Raw genomic sequence first — 19,997 nt, 5'->3', positions numbered from 1 at the left:
CGGCGCGGTTGTCGCAGCTGCTCGAAAGCCCGGCGCGGAATGCGGTCCGTGGCAGGCCGTGTCTTTTCTCCCCGACCGCCCTTAGCTCAGTTGGATAGAGCAACGGCCTTCTAAGCCGTAGGTCACACGTTCGAATCGTGTAGGGCGGGCCAGTCAAGTTATCGCGTTAGCGGATATTTCCAACTTCGCCGTCCTCTGTCGGCCTGCTTGTGTGGCAGCATGCAGGTGTTTGTAGTCAACCCGGATCGCAACCAATCCAGGTGGACCAGCTGCCCTCACTGACAAACGCTCACTTTGATGGCGCCGTAGGCTGAAATGCCGAGCGGGTCGCACGACGTGATCGAGGCGTGGATGCCTGGTCGCCTGACTTCTAATACCTATCGATGTGACCATAGATGCGAAGAGCCGCACCTCGGCACTCTGGTCCAATTCCACTTGCCGCACGACAGCCGGCTTATCGAACCTCGCTCGCTGTCTACGGAAGGCTGGCCGGTTCAATTTGAACAGCTGACACGGTCAGCATTGAGCACCCGAACAATCGTCAGAAATGTAAGCGAGAGCGTCATGTTTAAGGGCATCAGCGCCATGGTGATTGGGGTGGGCTTTCTTGTCGCCGCTGTAATCAGCGCACAGTCGACTAGAGAGTTTCTTCGAACATCGATTGTGGTGCCGGGCCTCGTTGTTAAGCTCAATGCCGGCGGATACCATCCCGAGATTTAATTCACCACCAAGACAGGGCAGCAGATTTCGTATCCGCAGGGCGGGATTGTCACGAAAGCGGAGCTGGGGCAGCGAGTCGAAGTGCGATACCAGGCCGACGATCCCGGTGGCAGTGCAACGATGAACGTTTTTGTTGCAATTTGGAATTCGTCGATCGTTTTTACCACCATGGGTGTGTTCGCCATCGTGTGCGGGTTCATGAATTTGCCGTCGCGTACATGATACGAGAATGCGCAAGGTCATTTTTGTCGGGCATGCCGGTTGTGTGATTCGATAGACTCGGGCTGTAAAATCAGTCATCCCGGTGGATGAGACGTCAGCCATGAATCGAGGTAAATAAACGAACATGACGAAGTCAGCTGATGCGATGAAAGCGGTGTTCTTCTGCCTGCTTGGTGTGGCCCTACTCGCAGGCATGGCCTATTCGATCGTTGATACGCGGGCCTTTCTCAGGAAATCTGAAGTTGCGAATGGGGAGGTCGTTGCGTTAAATGCCGGCAGTAGTCATCCGGAAATTGCGTTTGTGACCTCCGTCGGCGAGCACATCTCATACGCTCAAGGCGGTCTCGTGTTCGGCATGAAAGTGGGTGACGCTGTGCAAGTGCGCTATCTCGCGTCTTCGCCCAAGACGTCTGCGACCCTGGATCGATTCCTGGCGATCTGGACGGTACCGATCTTCCTGGGTTTCTTTGGTGTCAGTGCAGTGATAGGCGGTTTCTTCAGTTTCCCTCGGCCTTGACCTTCTGGAATAAGTCCATGTCTTTCTTGCGACGTAGTCAATGGGAGTACCAGACTGGCTCGACGTTCGGTGCGAGTATCGAATTCGTTACGGGTTCGGGCGGTGAAATTTTGTTGAAGAATCCAGCGGGACAGTTTCAGCGATTCTGGTATGGGGGCCTTGGTGTCGGTTGGGGTGTCGGCGTCAAGATTCCGAAAGTTCGGTTGCCTAAGTTCGCAATCAAGGGGAAATCTGTCGGCGGAAGTGGTTCGGCAGAGGCGTTTCCTAGCATCGGCTGGATCTACATGACATCGGCCTTCTCCGGGGCGGAACTCGAGCATTCCGATTTTCAGGGTGGTGCCGTTTATCTTGACGGAAGTGCTGAAATCCTACTGGCTGGCGGCGGTGGGTCGGTCATGTTGCTTGGCATCAATCCGGCATTGCTATCGCTCGCCATAAGCCAGCTTACGATTAACCCCATGCTGTTCGAATGGGTGATACAACGGGCAAAGGCGCTCTTGATCATGGCGGGTGTCAATGCCGGACTGAACCCGGACGGTAAAGGCTTCGGCGGTGGGGTTGGAATTCTCGCTGGCTACGTCCACTGATCTATATCAGCGGTTGCGTCCCGGGGCGTGGAGCGCACCGCAAAAGCTCGTTGCCGTTCTCGGCGGATAACACGACAAGTTGAACGTAGCTGTTTGACTGCGCGTACGGCCCGAAGAACCGGTCCATCACAGCCGAGAATCGATACAGGCTGACATCACGTGTCGCGGCCTCGGAGAACGAAAGCAGGATCTCCACACCGCGAACAAATGACGGGAACGGGTTGTCGAGAGACATCCACTTGATCGTCGGTTTGTAGTCGAGGGAGACGATCGCGTCGATGCAACGTTGAGCAACCACGCTGGAACGCGGGGCATGGAAACGGAGAAGCGCCTTCAGCGCGGGTAGTCCGGTTTGCGTCAGGTCGAGCGGATGCGGCGTCAATGCCGACAGGACGCGCCAAAGTGCACCGCCACGCGGCAAGGCAGCCGGCAAGGTGGGGCGAGAGAGTAGCGCGATCGGGCACGCCAGTGCCGAACCCTCGTACAAAAGATCGCTATCCGGGGCGCCGATTGGCAACCGGGACGGCATCTCTCCGTTTGTCGCCAGCACATCGATATCGACCTGAGGATATCGTGGATAGGCGGTTTGGCCCTTCAAGTCGACCAATGCCAGTAGCGGTGCCGTAAGCGCGCTGTCCCGTGTGGCTTCCTGATCTTCGCAGGCCAACCAATAGACGGCGGACGAATCCGTCGGCCGCGCATGACTGAATGCACGATACGGCCGCACCTGTGTACGCGGTGGGGCGTGTGAAGCGACGGGTGCCTTGCCTTCCTCCGATTTCGTGCGCTCACCCAGATAAACGGCTTCAACCGAGTAAAAGCTCAGCGGGACGCCGGTTGCCAACGGGATCGGGGTGATCGGATATGCGTCATTGCTGCTGGTAAGCTGGATAGGCGTTGCGGCTCGTTCGAACAAGTTGACGATCGGCGTGCAAAACAAACGGAATGTGCTGGTGTTCAGCGTCGCCAGGATCTGAGCGGTAGCGGAATCGGCCGCCGTGCCTCGCACGGCGATGTGAAGCGTCAGCCGTCGCGCTGCAGCGGAACGTGCGGTGCGATGAATGCGATCCAGGTCGATGTCGATGAAATCGAACTTCTCGGGGAAGGCGAAATACTCGACCAGATCCCGGAACGATCGCGCGCTCGTGTCGTCTGGGCTGGGTAACAATCGCTCGTCATCGGCGAAACCGGCTGGCTCGATCGGCACTTTCGACAAGCTGATCCAGCGTCCACTTTCATCCACTTCCACATAGCCGCTCGATGCGCGAAGCAACAGCGTATCGAAAAGCGCGGCGACGAGCGGTCGCTCTCCGGTCAAATGCACCCTAACCGGGGCGGACGGAATGGTATCGTCGAATGCTTGCGACGCGGATTCGCTTGCAAAGGTAATCGAAATGATCCCCGTCACATCCGCCGGGATGCGCGCCGCTGCCGGTGCAAGTGTCGCAGGTGAATAGCGAGCCGAGTGAATGCGCAATGGCGACAACGTGACGTCGTAGACGGTACGGAAGCGACATGGTGCGGCGTTGGCGTCCAGCATCGTGCCGCGCGCAATCGTCAGCGGTTCGGTAAGCTGGCCGAACAGAACCGACGGGTTGAACGACGCAACCGCGCATGACGGGACCGGGCGCAGATACTGCGGATAGGCAATTTCGAGAATGGCCTCGGTGAATTGCGGGTAATCGTCGTCAAGCTTCGCGTCAACACGAGCGGCTAGTAGTGCGAACGTCTGTACCATTCTATCGACGTGCAGGTCTTCGACGTGACCGCCAGTCATGCCGAGGCGTGCTGCAATCTTCGGAAAGCGTCGAGCGAAATCTGCCAGACTGCGCGCAAGCAGTCCGACTTCACGTTCGTAATGTGACAGCAAGTGGTCCATTCGCTGCAGATAGTCAACAGTCCGAGATAATCGGTCCCCGTTTTTCGGGGGCGGCATCTAGTCCAAATGACGCGCAGACATATTAGAATGGCCGCGCAGACAAAAAATGCCCCTCCGCCGAGAGATTCCGAGGCTACATATGCAAATGTCAGAAATTGCGAGCTTCTTCCAGCTCCAGAGCAATCGCCTGTTTACGATCGAAACCCCGCTGAAAGGTCGATCGGATCTCGTACTCGTCGATTTCCATTGTACCGAGGGGTTATCTCAAAATTTCGAGATGCATGTCCGGCTCGCGTCACAGGACAAAAATATCGAGTTGAAGAAACTGATCGGCCAACCGGTGACAATCACGTTACAGTTGACCGATGCACTCGCCAGCTCTGAAGAACGTTACTTCCACGGATACGTCGCAGCGTTTTCGCATCTGGATACGGATGGTGGCTTTGCGATGTATAGCGCAACGATTCTGCCGTGGCTCTGGATGCTCTCTCGCCGACAGGACATTCGAATTTTCCAGGAAGAGAACACCGAGGAGATCCTCTCACGCGTGTTCCGCGAATACGGCAAGCTCGCATCGTTCGAGTTCCGGCTCTCGAAGGGAACACGGAATCGCAGCTATTGCACCCAGTACAGAGAAACCGATCTCGCCTTTGTCGAACGGCTGATGCGGGAGGATGGCCTGTTCTATTACTTCGAGCATGCGAAGGATGGACACAAGCTGATCATTGCCGATAACTCGGTGACCGCAAAGCCGATCGACGGGCGCAGTCCGTCGCTGCAATACAACCAGGGCGAGGCGATGGACAATCTTGCCGTCATCACGTCATTTCAAGCGCAGCGTCAGCTTGCACCAGACACGGTCGGACTGAAAACTTTCGACTACAAAATTCCCCATGCCCGGCGATTCGTGTCGGGCGGCACCGAAGTCAATCAAGGCGACGTACCGTCCTACGAGATCTACGACTATCTCGGCGAGCATGGTTTCGCTGACAGCGATCGCGGGGAAGAGCTTACGCGCTTCAGGACGGAGGCGCTGGCTGCACACAGCAAAACGTTCGTCGGGGTGACGACGGGGCGGCGGATGATGCCGTGCCGATACTTCGAGCTGGACGACCACTACGATCACGCCAGCACCAAACAGGAAGACCGGCAATTCCTGTTGCTGACTGTGTCACACACCGGCACGAACAACTATGAGCCCGGTGAGGGGAGTTCGGCGTACTCGTGCAGCTTCACCTGCATTCGCAAGAAAATTCCGTACCGTCCGGCGTTCGAGGGCGAGCGTCCGACGATCGTCGGGCCGCAGACGGCGATCGTCGTAGGTCCGAAGGGCGAGGAGATTTATACGGATAGTCTCGGCCGGGTGAAGGTGCAGTTTCACTGGGATCGTCTCGGCAAACGCGACCAAGGCAGCTCCTGCTGGGTGCGCGTGAGCCAGCCGTGGGCGGGTAGCGGTTTCGGGATGATTCAGATTCCGCGAATCGGGGATGAGGTGGTCGTGAGTTTCCTGGATGGAAATCCGGACCGTCCCCTCGTGACGTCGCGCGTTTACAACTCGCAGAACATGCCACCGTGGGCATTGCCGGCCAACGCGACACAGAGCGGGATTCTGACGCGTTCGACCAAGACCGGTAACGTCAATACCGCCAATGCGATCCGCTTCGAGGACAAGAAGGGTGAGGAAGAGGTGTGGCTTCACGCCGAGAAGGATCAGCGCATCGAGGTCGAGCACGACGAGTCGCACTGGGTTGGTAACGACCGCACCAAGAACATCGATCACGATGAGACGGTGCACGTCGGCCACGATCGTACGGAAACGGTCGACAACAACGAGACAATTCACGTTGGCGTGGATCGTACCGAAACCGTTGGCAACAACGAGACGCTGACGGTCGGCGGCAACCGGAACGAGACGATCGAGGGGATGGAGAATCTCCTGATTGCACTGACGTCGACGGAGACGGTGGGGCTCGCAAAAGCGCTGACAGTGGGCGGCGGCTATCAGGTGACGGTGGCCGGCGCAGTTAACACGTCGGCGGGGCTTGCCAGTGCGGAAGAAGTCGGGTTGTCGAAGACCTCGATGGTTGGCAAGACGTACACGATCACGGCGGGCGACCGGATCGAGCTGAAGACCGGTAGCGCCGTTCTCATCATGGAATCCAACGGGCACATCACGCTACGTGGCACGCAGTTGCTGATCGAGGGCTCGGGGCCGGTGCAGATCAACGGCAAGGATGTCGACGTCAACTGACGGGAGCGGGGATGGAATTCTCCAATTACACGCCTTTCCCGGCATTGGCGTTCGAATCGTTTGCTCCGGAAGGTGCGTCGTTCCATACCGTTGTATTGCGCCAGACTTTTGAGCTGCGCAATGGCTCGCTGGTGCTGGCACAGGAGCAGATGCCGCTCGCGACATCAGATCGTTTCCACGGCGAGCCGAATCAGTCCAGCGTGGCGGAGGAAAGCGATCTCGCGCCATATAAACCGCTTTGCGACGTACTGATCAACGGGACGGCCCATGCGCCGCAGGGGCGATCGTTGCCGCGCTTCGTGGCAGGCGTTCGAATAGTGTCGGTACCCATGCGATCCGACGACGACGCGGGTGTGCCAACGGCGCAAGTCCTGCTGGATCGCAGGCTGTCCGTGACCGGCCCAAGGTACTTTGCTCGACGATCGATGCTTGGTCGAGGCATGAATCGACTCGTGAAGATCGCTTCGTTCGGCATCGTACGTCCCGTCGACTGGTGGCTGACGCCGCCCGAGCCAATCGCAGCGCTGCCTGTACGCTACGAATACGCGTGGGGCGGCCAGTGTCGGGTCGACGCGCAGGATCCGGCTTCAAAACGTGTGCCGAAGTCATCTCGGCTCGATGACAAACAGCAGGCTGCACATCCCGATCAAGATAACGTTCCGGCGGCGCATACGGTCTGCGAAGACAATCCGATCGGTCTGGGGTTTGCCGAGCGTTGGTTCCTTACTGCGACGAAGCAGCAGAAGGTCGCTGCTCCGCAGATTGAAGCCGGCAGTGAACCTGTCTCGATACAAGCATGGCTAGCATCTTCGAATGGGCAGGCGCACCCGTCACTGCGTCCGGCTGGCTTCGGTATCGTCGGGAAAGCGTGGCGATCGAGGCGTGAGCTTGCCGGCACCTACGATGACCAGTGGCTCGCTGAGCGCCATCCGGGCTTGCCAGACGATTTTCGGTTCAGGTACTGGAACGGCGCGCATCCGCTGATGCAGGTGCCGTACCTGAAGGGTAACGAGATGATCGTGCTGACGAATCTTGTTCCCGCCGGCACGCCCGGGTCGACCGTCGACGAGCGTGGCAATACGATCCTGCGCATCGCCTTGCCAGGACATCTACCGATGGGATGGGTCTACACCGACCAGTCGCTCAAGTTTGCGCCGTTGCTGCTCGATACGTTGTCTGTCGACGTGTCGGATGCTGCGAAGCCTATGGTGACGTTGGTATGGCGCGCGACGCTGATGAAGTCCATGCGTGCGCAGCGTTTCGAGGCAAGGTTTGTGAATCATGCCGACTTGGAGCGACTTGCTGCAGGTTCGCCGGCAACTTCGGTCGGATCGACGGGAGCGCAAGATGGCTGAACCGTTGGAGATTACCGTTACCGGTGACGCGGGCGATGTTTTCCGCGAGCACTTCAACATCCAGAGTGTCGAGCAGGCCCGTGACGCGGTGAAGAATCTGGATGCGCTGTGGAATACCCCGAATCCGTGGAGCGACCGTCCCGATCTGCGGGATATATTTGACGAGGCGGGGAAGTCAGTTCAAAGGCGCTTTGAAACTGGCGTTTATAAGCCGCAGGATCAGGCGCAACCGTCCGATCATTTCTCCAAGGGCAATCGGATTGCGTCGAGACAGGACGGTAGCTTCAAGGCCGTCAGTAGCACGCCTGATGTCTGCAAGACGCCGATGGGCAGTTCGACGCCGCCGGTGCCCTATCAGGTCATCTCGGATCTGAGCGGGTCATCGGGAATCGTGCCGAGCGTGCGATTCAACGGGAAGCCGGCGTACGTCCTCGATCAGAGTGTGGTTCCGACGTGTACTGGCGACGAAGCAGGTTCAGCCGACGGGGTACGCTCCGGAACGGTGGGGGGCGAGACCAAGCCGACGAAGGGAAGCACGACGGTTCGCGCGGGCGGTCATCCGGTTATTCGCGATGGTGACCCGTGCACGATGAACTCCGGCAACTGTACAGGCACTTACGTAACCGCTCCCGCGCCGGGAAGCTCGGTGGATGCGAGCGGGAACGTCGTGGGGGATGCTAATCCGCCTCCCGAGAAGGGCGTCATGCATCAGGTCGGCGGGTTCTTTAAGGGAGCCGGCGGCGCGGTGTGGGACATGGGTAAGGGCTTGGTCGGGTTAGGAGTCGGGGCAGCCAAGTTATCACCAGTGTCGCAGGCTGCCGAGGGGCTGTCTGATCTGACCGGGTTATACAACTATCACGGGTACTCGCAGACGTTGGATTCAGCCGGAAAGACCGCGCAAGCGATCTACGAGCATCCGGGAGCGATTGTCGACGGCATTACGAAACCATACATGGAAGCGTGGAGCCAAGGCAACTACGGTGAGGCGCTTGGGCGTGGCGCGGTCGACATTGGGGGCTTGTTTGTCGGCGGGGTTGGCGCTGCAGGCAAGGTCGGCGAAGTCGGAAATGTGGCAGGCAAGGTTGGAGAGGCAGTGAACGTTGCCGGCAAGGCTGGCGAGGTCGCTGATGTTGCCAATGCCGCCGGGAAAACGGGAGAGATTGCGAGCGCGGCGGGGAAAACGGGGGAAGTGGCAGAGGCGGGGGCTGCGACGGCCAAGGGGGCCGAAGTCGCTGAAGGTGTTGCTGACGGATCAAAGGTCGTTAAGCCAGCCGAAGCAGAGCCGGCTGGTGATGGGCTCAAAGTCCCGGCCAAACCCAAGAGACCGTCATGGAGACAGAGTGAAAAGGACGTTGGCAAGAAGCTGGGTGAGGGGTACAAAGAACAAAGGTCCTTCAAGGACGGGAAGGAGGTTCCGTACGGAACTAAGGGAAGTACACGTCCTGATTGGTACAAGGATGGTTCGAGCGTGGAAGTTAAGAACTACAATATTGAGACGCCGGCCGGTCAGGAGAGGCTGATCGATAACGTGTCAAATCAGGCGATCTATCGGGCTCAACAACTGCCGCAGAATACGGTACAGTCGCTGTACGTCGACATCCGAGGTCAGGAAGTCAGTCGTGGCGCGTTGCAAAACGTCATTCAGTCAATTTCCACGCGCAGCAACGGTATAATTCAGCCAAGCAATATTACGATATTGAGGTAGCGCATGTCAGTTGGCGTTCGAGTAGGGTCGATAGTCGATGAGGTCGGTGCTTCGAGCTTCTTCAATTCGTTCTTCGCCACGATCTGGGGACTGCTGGAGCCTAACGGTCCCGGAACGAAGTATCCCATAGTATCGAGGGAGTTTTATGAGGGGCGTATACCCCCGGAGCACGTGGAAAAGGCACTGGAAGAGTTGAAGGAAATTCGCAATGAGTTGGAGAAATTTCCGCCGACTGCAGTGATATGGGATTACGACGATCGATCCAAGCAGCCTCCTTGGGGTAAGGATATTAGTTCCGATATCACTTCGATGAGTAATTACTTTGTGTCTAGTACCGGCCGTGATCTGTTTGAGCTTCTGGTCGAAGCGTTTGATGATGCGGTGAAGAATAAGTCTGAGGTTACGATCGAAGAGATCTGACTTTTCTCATTGCAGGCGTTTAGTGGGAGCCTGCACATCAGGCCACTGAAGATTCTTTTGGAACTGCGAGTCGTGATGAAGCCCGCTGAGCGCGGGCTTTTTTGCGTGCGACAGAGGTGCTGCAGCGGGGCGGAAGCTTTGCTGGAGAAGCCTAGGGCTTTTCATTCCATCACCTGAACTGCGGGATGCAACTGTCTCCGGAGTCTAGAAGTCGAAAGAGAATAGACTGCGGCCTTCTAAGCCGTCGGTCACGCATTCGAATCGTGTAGGGTGGCCCAGAAACTCCCCTTGCATTTCAATCACATGTGCCGTCCGGTTGCCACGCGAATGCGCCGCGCCTTCCATGATTGATCGGGCGTCAGATATGCTCGCGCGCCGGCTCATGCATATTGTCCGAATCCAGCCCCCATCACTCCACCGTCACCGATTTCGCCAGATTCCTCGGCTTGTCGATATCCGCGCCGCGCAAGCACGCCGCGTGATACGCGAGCAACTGTAACGGCACGACGTGCAGGATCGGCGACAACAGCCCGTAGTAATCCGGCATCCGCAGCACCGACACGCCTTCGCCGTTGTCGATCCGCGTATCGGCGTCTGCGAATACGTAAAGCTGCCCGCCACGCGCCCGCACTTCCTGCATGTTCGACTTGAGCTTTTCGAGCAGCGCGTCGTTCGGTGCAATCGTCGCGACGGGCATCGTGTGCGTCACGAGCGCAAGCGGCCCGTGTTTCAGCTCACCCGCGGGATACGCCTCCGCGTGGATATACGAAATCTCCTTCAGCTTCAGCGCCCCTTCGAGCGCGATCGGATAGTGCAATCCGCGCCCGAGAAACAGCGCGTTTTCGTGCTGCGAGAATTCCGCCGCCCAGCGCTCGATCTGCGGCTCCAGTCCGAGCACGTCTTCGAGCGCACCGGGTAGCCGTCGCAACTGCATCGTGTACCGCGCGAGCTGCGCGTCGTCGACGTAGCCGCGCAACCGCCCGAGCGTCACGGCAAGAATGAACAGCGCGACGAGCTGCGTCGTGAACGCCTTGGTCGACGCGACGCCGATTTCCGGGCCGGCCCGCGTCAGGAAGCGCAGGCCGGTTTGACGCATCATCGCGCTGGTCGGCACGTTGCAGATCGCCAGCGTGTCGATATGGCCGAGCGCCTGCGCGTACTTGAGCGCGGCGAGCGTGTCGGCGGTCTCGCCGGACTGCGACACGCTGACCACCAGGGTATTCGGCATCGCGAGCGCGTCGCTGTAACGGTATTCGCTCGCGATCTCGACCTGTGCGGGTATGCGCGCGATCGTTTCGAGCCAGCGGCGCGCGGTCAGGCCGGAATAGTGACTCGTGCCGCACGCGAGAATCAGCACGTTGTCGATCTGCTCGAACGCTCGCGCGGCATCCGGGCCGAACACGGCCGGATCGAACAACCCCGCGTCCGGGATGGTCGCGGCCACCGCCTGCGGTTGCTCGAAAATTTCCTTCTGCATGAAATGCCGGTACGGCCCGAGTTCGACCGCACCCTGCGCGGACGAAACGGTTTGTATCGCGCGTTCGACCGGTGCGCCGGTGCGATCGAGCACGCGTACGCCGCCTGGCGTCAACTCGACGATGTCGCCTTCCTCGAGAAAGATGAAGCGGTCGGTGATACCGGCGAGCGCGAGCGCATCGGACGCAAGAAAGCATTCGCCGTCCTTCACGCCGACGACGAGCGGCGAGCCGGCCCGCGCGCCGATGAGTCGCTGCGGTTCGTGTTTGCTGAACACCGCGATCGCGTAGGCGCCGTGCAGCTGCGCCGTCGCATCGCGTACGGCGGCGAGCAGGTCGCCGCGATACTTGCTGTGGATCAGGTGGGCGACGACCTCGGTATCGGTCTGACCGTCGAATTCGTAGTGCTTGTCTGAAAGTTGCTTGCGCAACGTTTCATGGTTCTCGATGATGCCGTTGTGTACGAGCGCGATCTCGTCGCGCGAGAAGATCGGGTGCGCGTTGCAGGTTGCGGGCGCGCCATGGGTCGCCCAGCGCGTGTGGGCGATGCCCGTGCTGCCGGTCAGGCCGGCGCTGCGCACGTGCGCGTCGAGATCGGCGACGCGCGACATGCTGCGTTCGCGGCGCGCCTGGCCGTTGACGACCGTCGCCACCCCGCATGAATCGTAGCCGCGATATTCAAGGCGGCGCAAACCTTCGATCAGAATCGGGACGATGTCCCGTTGCGCGACCGCGCCGACGATGCCACACATGACACGTCTCCTTCCCTGTCAATTCTCCTGGACCGCATGCACGCTGTGTCAGCGCGACGCGGTCGCCGTTGCCTCTGCCGTCGTGAAGCCGCACTGAGCGGGCGCGACGGGGTCGGCCATCCTGCTTTCGAATGCGAGATAAAGGGATTCCTCCAGTACGTTCCAGTGCGCGCCGTGCCGGTACGGGCCCGATCGCGCATGCCAGCAGGCGACCGTGCTCCAGTCGTTCATCTTGAATGCGACCAGCGCGATCAAGCCCCATGGATAGTCGCTGCCGGCCAGCTGCAGCCAGGTCTTGCCGTATTTCTGCATCCATTGCGCGTAGATCGTCTCGTTCGATTGGGCGGGAACTTGAATCCCCGACAGGAGCGGGAAGATCTGCGCGACTTTCGCCGGATAGAAAGTCGTGTCGCTGATGCGCTGCGTGCTTGCCCGAAAGCCGGACTGCGTGCCGCGCCAGAACACCTTCAGGATCGCCGACGAGAGCCGGTCGGCGCGCTGGCTCCACGGGCCCGCATGCGCGTAGTCGGCATGCCGCATGTAGTACGCGGCGAGTGCCTGGAACGCGCTGTGTACCTCGACGTTGTCCATCAGCAGCGCGACGTGCAGCGTCGACGAGATCTGATAGACGCCGGCGGGCTTGCTGAGCAGCGTGTCCAGATGCGCGCCCGCGCGGTTCAGGCTGAGTTCCCAGGCGGCGGGCATGCCGTCGGGCGGCGCGAAGCGGGAGAGCAATTCGATCCACGTCGCCATCATCGAGTCGTCGGCGTCGGCTTCCGCGCATGGACTGTACTGGCCGCTCTTCATGCAGTAACGATCGAAGCCGCCGTCCGGACGCTGGCGCGGCAACAGCCACGCGATCCACGCGAGTGCGGCCTGACGGGCATCGAGCCCGGCGTCGGCGGCGCCGAGCAGCGCCTTCGCCGCGAAGTAAGGATCGATGCCGGCGCCGTTCAGGCGCACGGTGATCGCGCCGTCGGGGCGTTGGTACAGTCCGTTGAGCTGGAGTTCGGCGGCACTCGCGTGCGGCGCGAAGCCGAATGCCGAAAGGCAGCTGGCAACGCACCACAGGCGGCATAGCCGGGCGACGGCCGCCACGCGTGCGCGTGCGGCCGGGAACAGCGCGGGCCGGTTCATGATCGGGGGCTCCTGCGCGGTGGTCCTGCGCAAATCCCGCCGGGCGCGGCGTTGGCCGCGTCGCGCGCCGGCGGGTAGGTCGATGTTGCGGCTCAGTGCACCTTGGCGCTGGTGAACTTGAGGCTGGTGCCGCTGATCGCGGTCACGAGCCAGTACGTCGAGTCGGTAATGACGACGCTGCCGAGGCCTTGCGTGATGACCGGCAGTGCGAAGCCCTTCTTGGGCAGCAGCCAGGTCATGTTCGCGAGGCTGGTCGGGTGGCTGGCGGCGAACGCCCAGCCGCTGCCCGTGTCGGTGGCCGACCACGTGACGTTCAGGCGTGCGCGATCGAAGATCGTGATGTCGCTCATCGTGTACCACTTGAACTGACCCGCCAGTTTCAGCGTATTGGCTTGCGAGAAGATCGCGGACAGCGTCGACGTGTAGGACGACGCGCCGAGCGGGTGCGCGTAGATCAGCCGGCTCGTACGGTTCGCGACGACGAAGTTCATCAGGGCTGCGTACCAGTTGTTCACGTCGCTCGTGGGCACCGCATACTGCTGGAATTCCTCGAACGTCGCGTACTTGCCGAACGGCATCACGGGGTACGCCCACAGGCCCGGGTTCAGCAGCGCGCCGTTGCGGTATGCGCGGGTCGGCGCCGAGCCGGTGTGGCCGGTGAAGTAGTACCCGTTGAAGCCGTTGCTCTCGAGCCAGTTGACCGACCAGGTCGGCGTGTTGCCTTCCGGTGCCGCATATTCGACATCCGGCTGGCCCGACGCGGCCTGGACGGCCTGATGGTTCATCACGAGGTACTGCGTGAACGTGCTTGCGTTCGTTTCGCTGGCGTTCGCCCCCCAGTAGTCATGGATCCAGCCGCCGTGGCTGCCGACGCGATGGCCCTTGCTCACGAAATACCTCACGAGACTCTGCGCGGTCGGGTTGTTGGCGAGGTTGATGCCGTTGCCATCGCCGAAGGCCGCTTCGTCGGGGCCGGCCGTGATCACGAGCGAGAACGGGCCGTTGTTCCACACGCCGAGGTTCTTCAGTTGGAGTGCTGGCTGGATCTGGTCGCCGGCGCAGAAGTGCCAGTTGAACACCAGCCCGGCCATCGCCTTCGGCAGCGGCGACAGCGACGGCAGGTTCAGCATCTGCGTGCCGAAATAGTGCAGGTACCCGTGGATCAGCATGCCGTCGGTCTGGCCGTCGAGGTAGGCGAGCGGCAGGTTGACGAACAGCACGCCGCCGTTGCCGTACGTGTTGTAGCCGGATACCAGCCCGAACGTCGGCGAGGTCAGGATCGTCGTGCCGGTGTACGTGCCCTGCGTGACGAAGCTCGGATAGGTGAGGAAGCCGTACACGTAGCCGGAGATGCCTTCGAGCGTGTCGGTGGTCGTCGCCGCGGTCGACGCGAGCGCGGTGGTCGCCGTGCCGGCCGTCGTGCTGACGAGCGAGTTGGCGCTATAGGTGCCGGACTTCACGAGCTTGCCGTTCGCAACGCCGGTCAGCTTCGGGGCCGTCTGGTTCAGTACGCCGCTGCCTGCGGACGGCGTGTCGTACTGGAACCACGCACCGTGGTTGTAGTTGGCGAGGCCGCCCGGGTTCGACGGGCTGGCGGACAGATAGAGCGCGCTGCCGGACGTCTGCTTCGACGAATTGTTCGTCTTCGTGTTGTTCGTGCTCGCCGCGGCCATGACGCTGGCGGTCGTCGTGGTCGACGCGGTCGTGGTCCACGTCATCGACTTGCCGGGAGGCACCTGGAGCGTGCGAAGCCAGCTGCTCATGCCGGTTACGTTGCCGAGACCGATCATGTTGCCGCCCAATTGGTCATACAGTACGTAGTCCACACCGACCATGTTGCTGAAACGGGATTTGGGGCTCACGTAGAAGCCGGCCGAATTCAGCACGCCGAAATCGTAGACGAGCATCACCTTGCCGCCGTTCAGCGCATAGTTCTGGATCGCCGTGACGAGCGTGTCGTCGGCCGTCGTATGCACCTGATCGGGCAGGATCAGGCCGGGATACTGCGACAGCGACGCGCCGGCCGCCATGAACTGGCTGTCGGTCATCACCGTGATCTGCAGCCCTTCCTCTTGCGCGGTGTCCAGCCATGCGGACACGCGCGGATCGGGCAATGTCAGCGTATTCGGCACCAGCAGGATGAGCTGGTTGGTGGCCGCCTGAACCCCGCCCGGACTGAATGCGAACGCGAGCGCGAACAACGCGAACAGGATCCGCAAGAACTTGCCTGACTTTGCCAACATGGTGTACTCCTCGCTCAAGGAATGGGGGCGCGCGGCCGCCGTGATGCGCGTGCCGCCAGGTCGACCAATCCTGCCCCGTAGGTGTGTGCGGCTGTCCGGTGCGTCGGATATCGAGCGGCACCTGTCGACGGCAGCCGGACCGACGAGATACGTCGGTATGCCGCGCTGTCGTCGTCGACGAGAGGACTCGATGCGACGTATCGAACGAAGCGAACAACGTGCCATTCGCCCCGGAGGCCCGGTCCTGCTGGCTTCATGTGACATGGACCGTGCGGCACGGGAGCAAACGCAATGGATTCGTTTCATCGCTGATACGGCGCATTAGCGGGCGAAATCAGCAGACGGAATCGGAGCCGTTCGTCAGCGCGCCGGGCCAGCTTGCGCAGTAGGTGTAGAGCGTGACCAGCAGGCCGATCAGCAGCGGTCCGCCAAGCAGGAAATAGCAGAACGGCAGGAACAGCAGCGAGCCGTGATGAATGATCGTCGCGTGCAGCAGCATCACGAACGGCAGCGCGACGATGAAGTAGCCGAGCACCAGCATCGACGCGACGGCCTTCTGTGGCAGCGAGAAATCGAGCGGGTAGTACAGCGCCGCCATCACCAGCGGGATCATCGCGATCGCCGCGCCGTGCAGCACGAACATGTCGCGCAGATGCAGCAACGGGCCATACGGAAACGTGCCGGGCGCGAGCCAGAAGTACACGCAAATCAGCAACTGGGTGAAGCTCGCGATACGTAACAGATATGCAACAGGCAGCCAGTTCCTGTGCCGTATGAAGGATGCGGCGAAGCCGATCGCGCAGAGCGCCGCGGTGGCGGCCAGCAGCACGCCGCCCGGCATGCGCGCGGCGACGTCGATCGACAGCAGCGGTACGCGCGGCGCATCGGGCGGATAGCCGAGCACGATCACGTGGAGCGCCGGATCGATCTGGTGCGCACCCCACACCATCACCGCGCGCCAGTAGCGCCAGGCGAGCGGCAAGCCGACCCACAGCAACGCATACAGCGAGGGCGTCAGCAGGGCGATCGACAGCAGCCAGCGCTGCGGATGGGCGTGAATCCGCAGCGAACGGTCGGCGGGAGGGCGGACGGGGTGCGTCTGCATGGCGCCCGCCCGGCTACCAGCGATAAAACACGCTGAGCTCGCCGCCGATCCGCGAGTAGTAAGGGTTGTGGTAATAATTGAATTCGAGCTGCGTGCCCCACTTGCGCGTGAACCAGTAACGCCATTTCGCGTCGATCTCGTGGCTGCGGAAATCGGCGATCTGCGAGCCGGAGCCCGTGACCTGGTAGGCCTCGCGCCCGAACCCGCCGCGCAGCACGATCACGCTCTTGCCGACTTCGCCGTAGGTGACGGCGCCATAATAGGCCGGCGCCTTTACCGATCCGGGCGAATCGACGGTGTAGTTCGTGCCTGCCTCGAAGATCCACTTCGGCAGGGCGTACCAGATCACGCCGGCGTGATAGAGCTGGTCGCGATGGCCGCTGCGGTTCCATGCGTAGCCGGCGCCCAGCGACACGACCAGCGAACGATCCGACAATAGCTTGCGATTGATCGACAGGTCGACGCGTGCGCTCGGCAGGATCGTCCCCGACGTGGTGCCCGCGAAGCCGATGCCGCCGAACCAGTCGGGGCCGAGATCCTGCACGTAGGTCAGGGCGCCGAGCTGCGTGTTCTCGCCGAAGCGGTGCAGTTGCGCGAGTTCGCCGAGCACGGTGCGCCCGCCATCCTGATAGACGCCACGCAGATGCACGCCGTACCAGTCGCCGTAGCCGTGCGTCAGGTGTGCGCTCGAATAGCCGAGCGACAGTTCGGTATGCGATTCTTGCGGCGCCTGGACATGTGTGACGATTGCGTCGGGCAGGGCCGGCCGGTTCGTATCGTCAGGCGTGAACTCGGCGAGCGGCACGCCGTCCGGCAGGCCGTCGGCGCTGACGCGGACGAACGTGGATTCGTCGCGCGGCCGCGGCGTGATGACGGTCGGGACGTCGGGCGACGGCGCGGGCGGCGCGGCGGCGGCATCGTCCGGCAGTGCCGCGAGCGCCGGTGGCGTACCGAAGGCGACGCCGCACAGCACCGCGAGGGTGGCAACCGGCACGCGCGGACCGCGATGGCAAGGGCGATCGGACATGAAGGCGCTCCTTAACGGGATGCATGGAACCAGCCGCTGCGCCACGCGACGAGGTCGCCATGCACGCAGGCATGACCGACGACCGAGACATCGCGCGCACATGCGCTGACAGGGTGGCCGGCGACACCGATGCGTGCACCGGTCAGCCGCAGCAGGCCGCCGGCCGACACGATCCCGTCGATGCAGCTCGCATTCGCGAGCAGCACGTCGTCGCGCGCGAACACGGCGCCGTGCAGCAACGCATGACGTTCGAGTTCGACGCGATGCGCCTTGACGCTGCCGCGCAGCACGCAGCCTTCGCCGAGCACGAGCGTGCCGTCGACGATGAGGTTGCCTTGCACGACCGTGTGCGCGGGCAGGCGAACGTCGCAATGCACCAGGTAGCGGCCGTGCAGGAAGCGATGCGGGAGCGATGCGAAGTGGCGGGCGAGCGAGATCGCGCGGCGCGGCGCGGCTGGCGTGCCGACCGGTCGCGCGCTCGGTGCCGCGCCGAAGACGATCGGCTCGCCGTACAGGCACGCGAAGCCGCCGGCGCCGCGCAGGTGTACCGTGCCGCCGACCACGACGCCACGCAGCACCGCGCCGTCGACGTCGATCCGCGGCGCGTGCGCAAGCGCGCCGATGGTCGCGCCGGCGCGAATGTCGATGCGTTCGCCGGCGAACGCGTACGCCGCGCGGGCGCCGCCGTCGAGCGTGATCGCATGATCGGCATGGAGCACGTCGTCGCGATGCTCGTCGTGCGCGACGTGGATCGTGCCGGCGTGCTGCACGGCCAGTCCAAGCGCTTGCCAGGGCGGTGCGGCGGACGGATCGGCCGCCGGTTCGCCGGCCGCGTGCGCGCGCAGCGCGTCGTGCCATTGCGTGGCGAGCAACGCCTGATCGACGAACGGACCGTCGCCGATCGGCAGCGCCGCGACGTCGCTGCGCCGGATCAACTCATGCAGCATCGGCAGGAACGGCAGGCTGAGCACGCCGGCCACCGGCACCAACACATTGAAGGTCGTCATCGATCATCGCTCCGGTTTCAGTTGCCGGCGAAAGCGCTCGGTCTTGTCCCACTTCAGTTCGCGACGGAATGCGGCGTCGAGCGTGAGTCCCCACAACGCGGAGACGACGGCCGCGATCGTCACGCAGAAGCCGACGACGTTGACCGGTACGAGCCGCAGCCGCGTCGCGCGGCCGTCGAGCCGGGCGGCGACGACGATCTCGAAGAACACGCCGAAGTTGCCGAAGGTGCTGAACGAGAACAGCGCGAACAGCGACACGATCAGGCCGAGCGCCGTCGAGTTGACCCCGTTGAACAGGTAGAGCGTGAGCGCGGCGATCCATGCGACCGCGAGCAGCGCGGGCATCACGAACACGCCGAGCAGCAACGCGCCGTCCAGCCGGCAGCGCCGCGAGATCAGCGGGTTGCGCAGTACCGGAACCAGATAGCGCAGCAGCGTCTGGTTGTGGCCTTTCGCCCAGCGCGTCAACTGCCGGGCACGCACGGCCCAGCGTTCCGGCACTTCCTCATAGCATTCGGCGTGATTCAGGTAGACCGTGCGCCAGTCGCTCAGCAGCAGGCGATAGGTCATGTCGGTGTCCTCGGCCAGCGTGTCGTCGCGCCAGCCGCCCACCGCGTCGAGCGCGCCCTTGCGGATGCCGCCGACCGTGCCGCCGTACTGCGGCACCAGGTTGAGGTTGTTGCGGGCTTGCTGGTTGACCTGGTAGCCGCCCGCGCGCTCGAGGTCGAGCAGCCGCGCGAGCAGGTTGCTGTCGGCGTTCTGCGGCACGACGCGGCCCATCACCGCGCCGACTTCCGGATCGAAGAACGGCGCGACGAGTTCCTTCAGCAGCCCCGGGCGCGGCAGGTAGTCGGCGTCGAACACCACCATGATGTCGCCGCGAATGTAGCGCAGCGCATCCTTCAGCGCGGCCGCCTTGCCCGGTTTGCCGGTCTCGCGGTGAAACGGCTGGATGAGGTCGGGCGCGAGCGCCCGGACCTCGTCGATCAGCGCACGGGTGTTGTCGGTCGAGCGGTCGTTGACCGGAATGATCGTCAGCCTGTCGCGCGGGTAGGTCGTCGCCAGCAGTGCCATCAGGCAATCGACGACGACGGCTTCCTCGTTGTGGGCGGCGACGAACACCGTGAGCCTCGGCCAGTCGCCGTGGGTAATCGTCCGGTAGGGCGCGCATTGCGGCTTGAACAGGCGGTCGAGGCTGAACACGTAATGCCGTCCGGCGTAGATGCACGTCAACACCGTGAACAGCCACAGGTACGCGACGCAGGGCATCAGCAGCAGGTCGGGGTCGAGCGTGATACCCGGCGCGCTGGCCGGCGGCGGCTCGAGCGACGCGTTCGCATCGGGCGAAGCCTGCGCGGCGATCGCGAACCGCGCGCCGTCGAGGGCCGCGCGTTCAACCGCGACCGCGGCGTTTGCGGCAGGCAGGATGATCCGCGCCGGCTCGGCGATCGCCTGCGATGCGGTGTCGCGCACGCTCAGCGAAAAGGCAAGCACGATCAGCAGCAGAACGCCTTGCTCGCAGAGTGACGCCATCCGCGGATTATTCATGTCCTGGTCCCCGGTGTCCGCGACGACGACCGATGAGAGCGGAAGGC

General features: G+C 62.3%; 15 protein-coding genes, 1 tRNA gene and 1 pseudogene. 9 read left to right on the top strand and 8 right to left on the bottom strand.

Going from position 1 to position 19,997, the window contains the following annotated elements:
* Positions 1-75 precede the first annotated feature (75 nt).
* The 5 genes and pseudogenes from G3N62_RS05305 to G3N62_RS05290 all read left to right on the top strand — a co-directional run bounded on the left by G3N62_RS05305 (position 76) and on the right by G3N62_RS05290 (position 2,046).
* A tRNA-Arg gene (locus G3N62_RS05305) sits at positions 76-152 on the top strand.
* A gap of 412 nt (positions 153-564) precedes the next feature.
* Positions 565-720: a hypothetical protein gene (locus G3N62_RS35880; protein WP_241012858.1), complete on the top strand. Its 156-nt coding sequence runs from the start codon at positions 565-567 to the stop codon at positions 718-720.
* 12 nt (positions 721-732) lie between these two features.
* A pseudogene (locus G3N62_RS36380) lies at positions 733-942 on the top strand (DUF3592 domain-containing protein); the annotation flags it as partial.
* A 124-nt stretch (positions 943-1,066) separates the two neighbouring features.
* On the top strand, positions 1,067-1,459 hold the full coding sequence (locus G3N62_RS05295) for a DUF3592 domain-containing protein (protein WP_241012856.1): 393 nt from the start codon (positions 1,067-1,069) through the stop codon (positions 1,457-1,459).
* A 17-nt stretch (positions 1,460-1,476) separates the two neighbouring features.
* Complete coding sequence (locus G3N62_RS05290) at positions 1,477-2,046, top strand: hypothetical protein (RefSeq protein ID WP_124669804.1); 570 nt, start codon at positions 1,477-1,479, stop codon at positions 2,044-2,046.
* A 1-nt stretch (position 2,047) separates the two neighbouring features.
* On the opposite strand, the gene tssF is transcribed toward G3N62_RS05290, so the two are convergent.
* Complete coding sequence (tssF, locus tag G3N62_RS05285; protein ID WP_124669803.1) at positions 2,048-3,925, bottom strand: type VI secretion system baseplate subunit TssF; 1,878 nt, start codon at positions 3,923-3,925, stop codon at positions 2,048-2,050.
* Positions 3,926-4,064: 139 nt separating this feature from the next.
* On the opposite strand from tssF, the gene tssI reads away from it, so the two are divergent.
* Genes tssI through G3N62_RS05265 form a run of 4 tightly spaced genes read left to right on the top strand, consistent with a single transcriptional unit; the run spans position 4,065 to position 9,656 of the window.
* Positions 4,065-6,176: a type VI secretion system tip protein VgrG gene (gene tssI, locus G3N62_RS05280; RefSeq protein ID WP_124669802.1), complete on the top strand. Its 2,112-nt coding sequence runs from the start codon at positions 4,065-4,067 to the stop codon at positions 6,174-6,176.
* 11 nt (positions 6,177-6,187) lie between these two features.
* Positions 6,188-7,531 (top strand): DUF2169 domain-containing protein, encoded by a 1,344-nt coding sequence (locus tag G3N62_RS05275; protein ID WP_124669801.1) that lies wholly within the window; start codon positions 6,188-6,190, stop codon positions 7,529-7,531.
* Positions 7,524-9,236, top strand: a complete 1,713-nt coding sequence (locus G3N62_RS05270; RefSeq protein WP_241012855.1) for a DUF4150 domain-containing protein — start codon at positions 7,524-7,526, stop codon at positions 9,234-9,236. Before G3N62_RS05275 ends, G3N62_RS05270 begins: the two co-directional genes overlap by 8 nt.
* 3 nt (positions 9,237-9,239) lie before the next feature.
* Entirely contained in the window at positions 9,240-9,656 is a 417-nt protein-coding gene (locus G3N62_RS05265) for an Imm70 family immunity protein (protein ID WP_124669800.1), read from the top strand.
* A gap of 409 nt (positions 9,657-10,065) precedes the next feature.
* Here the strand turns inward: G3N62_RS05265 and glmS are convergent, their stop codons facing one another.
* From glmS to G3N62_RS05230, 7 genes are all read right to left on the bottom strand, one after another.
* On the bottom strand, positions 10,066-11,883 hold the full coding sequence (glmS, locus tag G3N62_RS05260; protein WP_124669799.1) for a glutamine--fructose-6-phosphate transaminase (isomerizing): 1,818 nt from the start codon (positions 11,881-11,883) through the stop codon (positions 10,066-10,068).
* A gap of 48 nt (positions 11,884-11,931) precedes the next feature.
* The gene (locus tag G3N62_RS05255; RefSeq protein WP_069706033.1) at positions 11,932-13,020 is read right to left on the bottom strand and encodes a hypothetical protein; all 1,089 of its coding nucleotides are present in this window, start codon (positions 13,018-13,020) and stop codon (positions 11,932-11,934) included.
* Positions 13,021-13,112: 92 nt separating this feature from the next.
* Positions 13,113-15,263 (bottom strand): polysaccharide deacetylase family protein, encoded by a 2,151-nt coding sequence (locus tag G3N62_RS05250; RefSeq protein ID WP_124669798.1) that lies wholly within the window; start codon positions 15,261-15,263, stop codon positions 13,113-13,115.
* A 334-nt stretch (positions 15,264-15,597) separates the two neighbouring features.
* Positions 15,598-16,368 (bottom strand): hypothetical protein, encoded by a 771-nt coding sequence (locus tag G3N62_RS05245; protein WP_049035217.1) that lies wholly within the window; start codon positions 16,366-16,368, stop codon positions 15,598-15,600.
* 13 nt (positions 16,369-16,381) lie between these two features.
* Positions 16,382-17,395: a YaiO family outer membrane beta-barrel protein gene (locus G3N62_RS05240; protein ID WP_034186689.1), complete on the bottom strand. Its 1,014-nt coding sequence runs from the start codon at positions 17,393-17,395 to the stop codon at positions 16,382-16,384.
* Between the two features lie 11 nt (positions 17,396-17,406).
* The gene (locus G3N62_RS05235; protein ID WP_034186690.1) at positions 17,407-18,402 is read right to left on the bottom strand and encodes a polymer-forming cytoskeletal protein; all 996 of its coding nucleotides are present in this window, start codon (positions 18,400-18,402) and stop codon (positions 17,407-17,409) included.
* Positions 18,403-18,405: 3 nt separating this feature from the next.
* Positions 18,406-19,950 (bottom strand): glycosyltransferase, encoded by a 1,545-nt coding sequence (locus tag G3N62_RS05230; protein ID WP_124669797.1) that lies wholly within the window; start codon positions 19,948-19,950, stop codon positions 18,406-18,408.
* Positions 19,951-19,997 lie beyond the last annotated feature (47 nt).

The sequence above is a fragment of the Burkholderia sp. Tr-20355 genome (genome assembly GCF_017104685.1).
Classification (GTDB): Bacteria; Pseudomonadota; Gammaproteobacteria; order Burkholderiales; family Burkholderiaceae; genus Burkholderia; species Burkholderia seminalis.
The sequence above is the reverse complement of the archived record's forward strand: the minus strand, read 5'-3'. Positions and strand labels throughout refer to the sequence as shown.

Bases quoted from the DNA above. Each gene is read 5' to 3' on its own strand.
- G3N62_RS05290 (WP_124669804.1), top strand. From the start codon at position 1,477: ATGTCTTTCTTGCGACGTAGTCAATGGGAGTACCAGACTGGCTCGACG.
- glmS (WP_124669799.1), bottom strand. From the start codon at position 11,883: ATGTGTGGCATCGTCGGCGCGGTCGCGCAACGGGACATCGTCCCGATT.
- tssF (WP_124669803.1), bottom strand. From the start codon at position 3,925: ATGGACCACTTGCTGTCACATTACGAACGTGAAGTCGGACTGCTTGCG.
- G3N62_RS35880 (WP_241012858.1), top strand. From the start codon at position 565: ATGTTTAAGGGCATCAGCGCCATGGTGATTGGGGTGGGCTTTCTTGTC.
- G3N62_RS05230 (WP_124669797.1), bottom strand. From the start codon at position 19,950: ATGAATAATCCGCGGATGGCGTCACTCTGCGAGCAAGGCGTTCTGCTG.
- G3N62_RS05295 (WP_241012856.1), top strand. From the start codon at position 1,067: ATGACGAAGTCAGCTGATGCGATGAAAGCGGTGTTCTTCTGCCTGCTT.
- G3N62_RS05265 (WP_124669800.1), top strand. From the start codon at position 9,240: ATGTCAGTTGGCGTTCGAGTAGGGTCGATAGTCGATGAGGTCGGTGCT.
- G3N62_RS05255 (WP_069706033.1), bottom strand. From the start codon at position 13,020: ATGAACCGGCCCGCGCTGTTCCCGGCCGCACGCGCACGCGTGGCGGCC.
- G3N62_RS05275 (WP_124669801.1), top strand. From the start codon at position 6,188: ATGGAATTCTCCAATTACACGCCTTTCCCGGCATTGGCGTTCGAATCG.
- G3N62_RS05235 (WP_034186690.1), bottom strand. From the start codon at position 18,402: ATGACGACCTTCAATGTGTTGGTGCCGGTGGCCGGCGTGCTCAGCCTG.
- G3N62_RS05250 (WP_124669798.1), bottom strand. From the start codon at position 15,263: ATGTTGGCAAAGTCAGGCAAGTTCTTGCGGATCCTGTTCGCGTTGTTC.
- G3N62_RS05245 (WP_049035217.1), bottom strand. From the start codon at position 16,368: ATGCAGACGCACCCCGTCCGCCCTCCCGCCGACCGTTCGCTGCGGATT.
- G3N62_RS05240 (WP_034186689.1), bottom strand. From the start codon at position 17,395: ATGTCCGATCGCCCTTGCCATCGCGGTCCGCGCGTGCCGGTTGCCACC.
- tssI (WP_124669802.1), top strand. From the start codon at position 4,065: ATGCAAATGTCAGAAATTGCGAGCTTCTTCCAGCTCCAGAGCAATCGC.
- G3N62_RS05270 (WP_241012855.1), top strand. From the start codon at position 7,524: ATGGCTGAACCGTTGGAGATTACCGTTACCGGTGACGCGGGCGATGTT.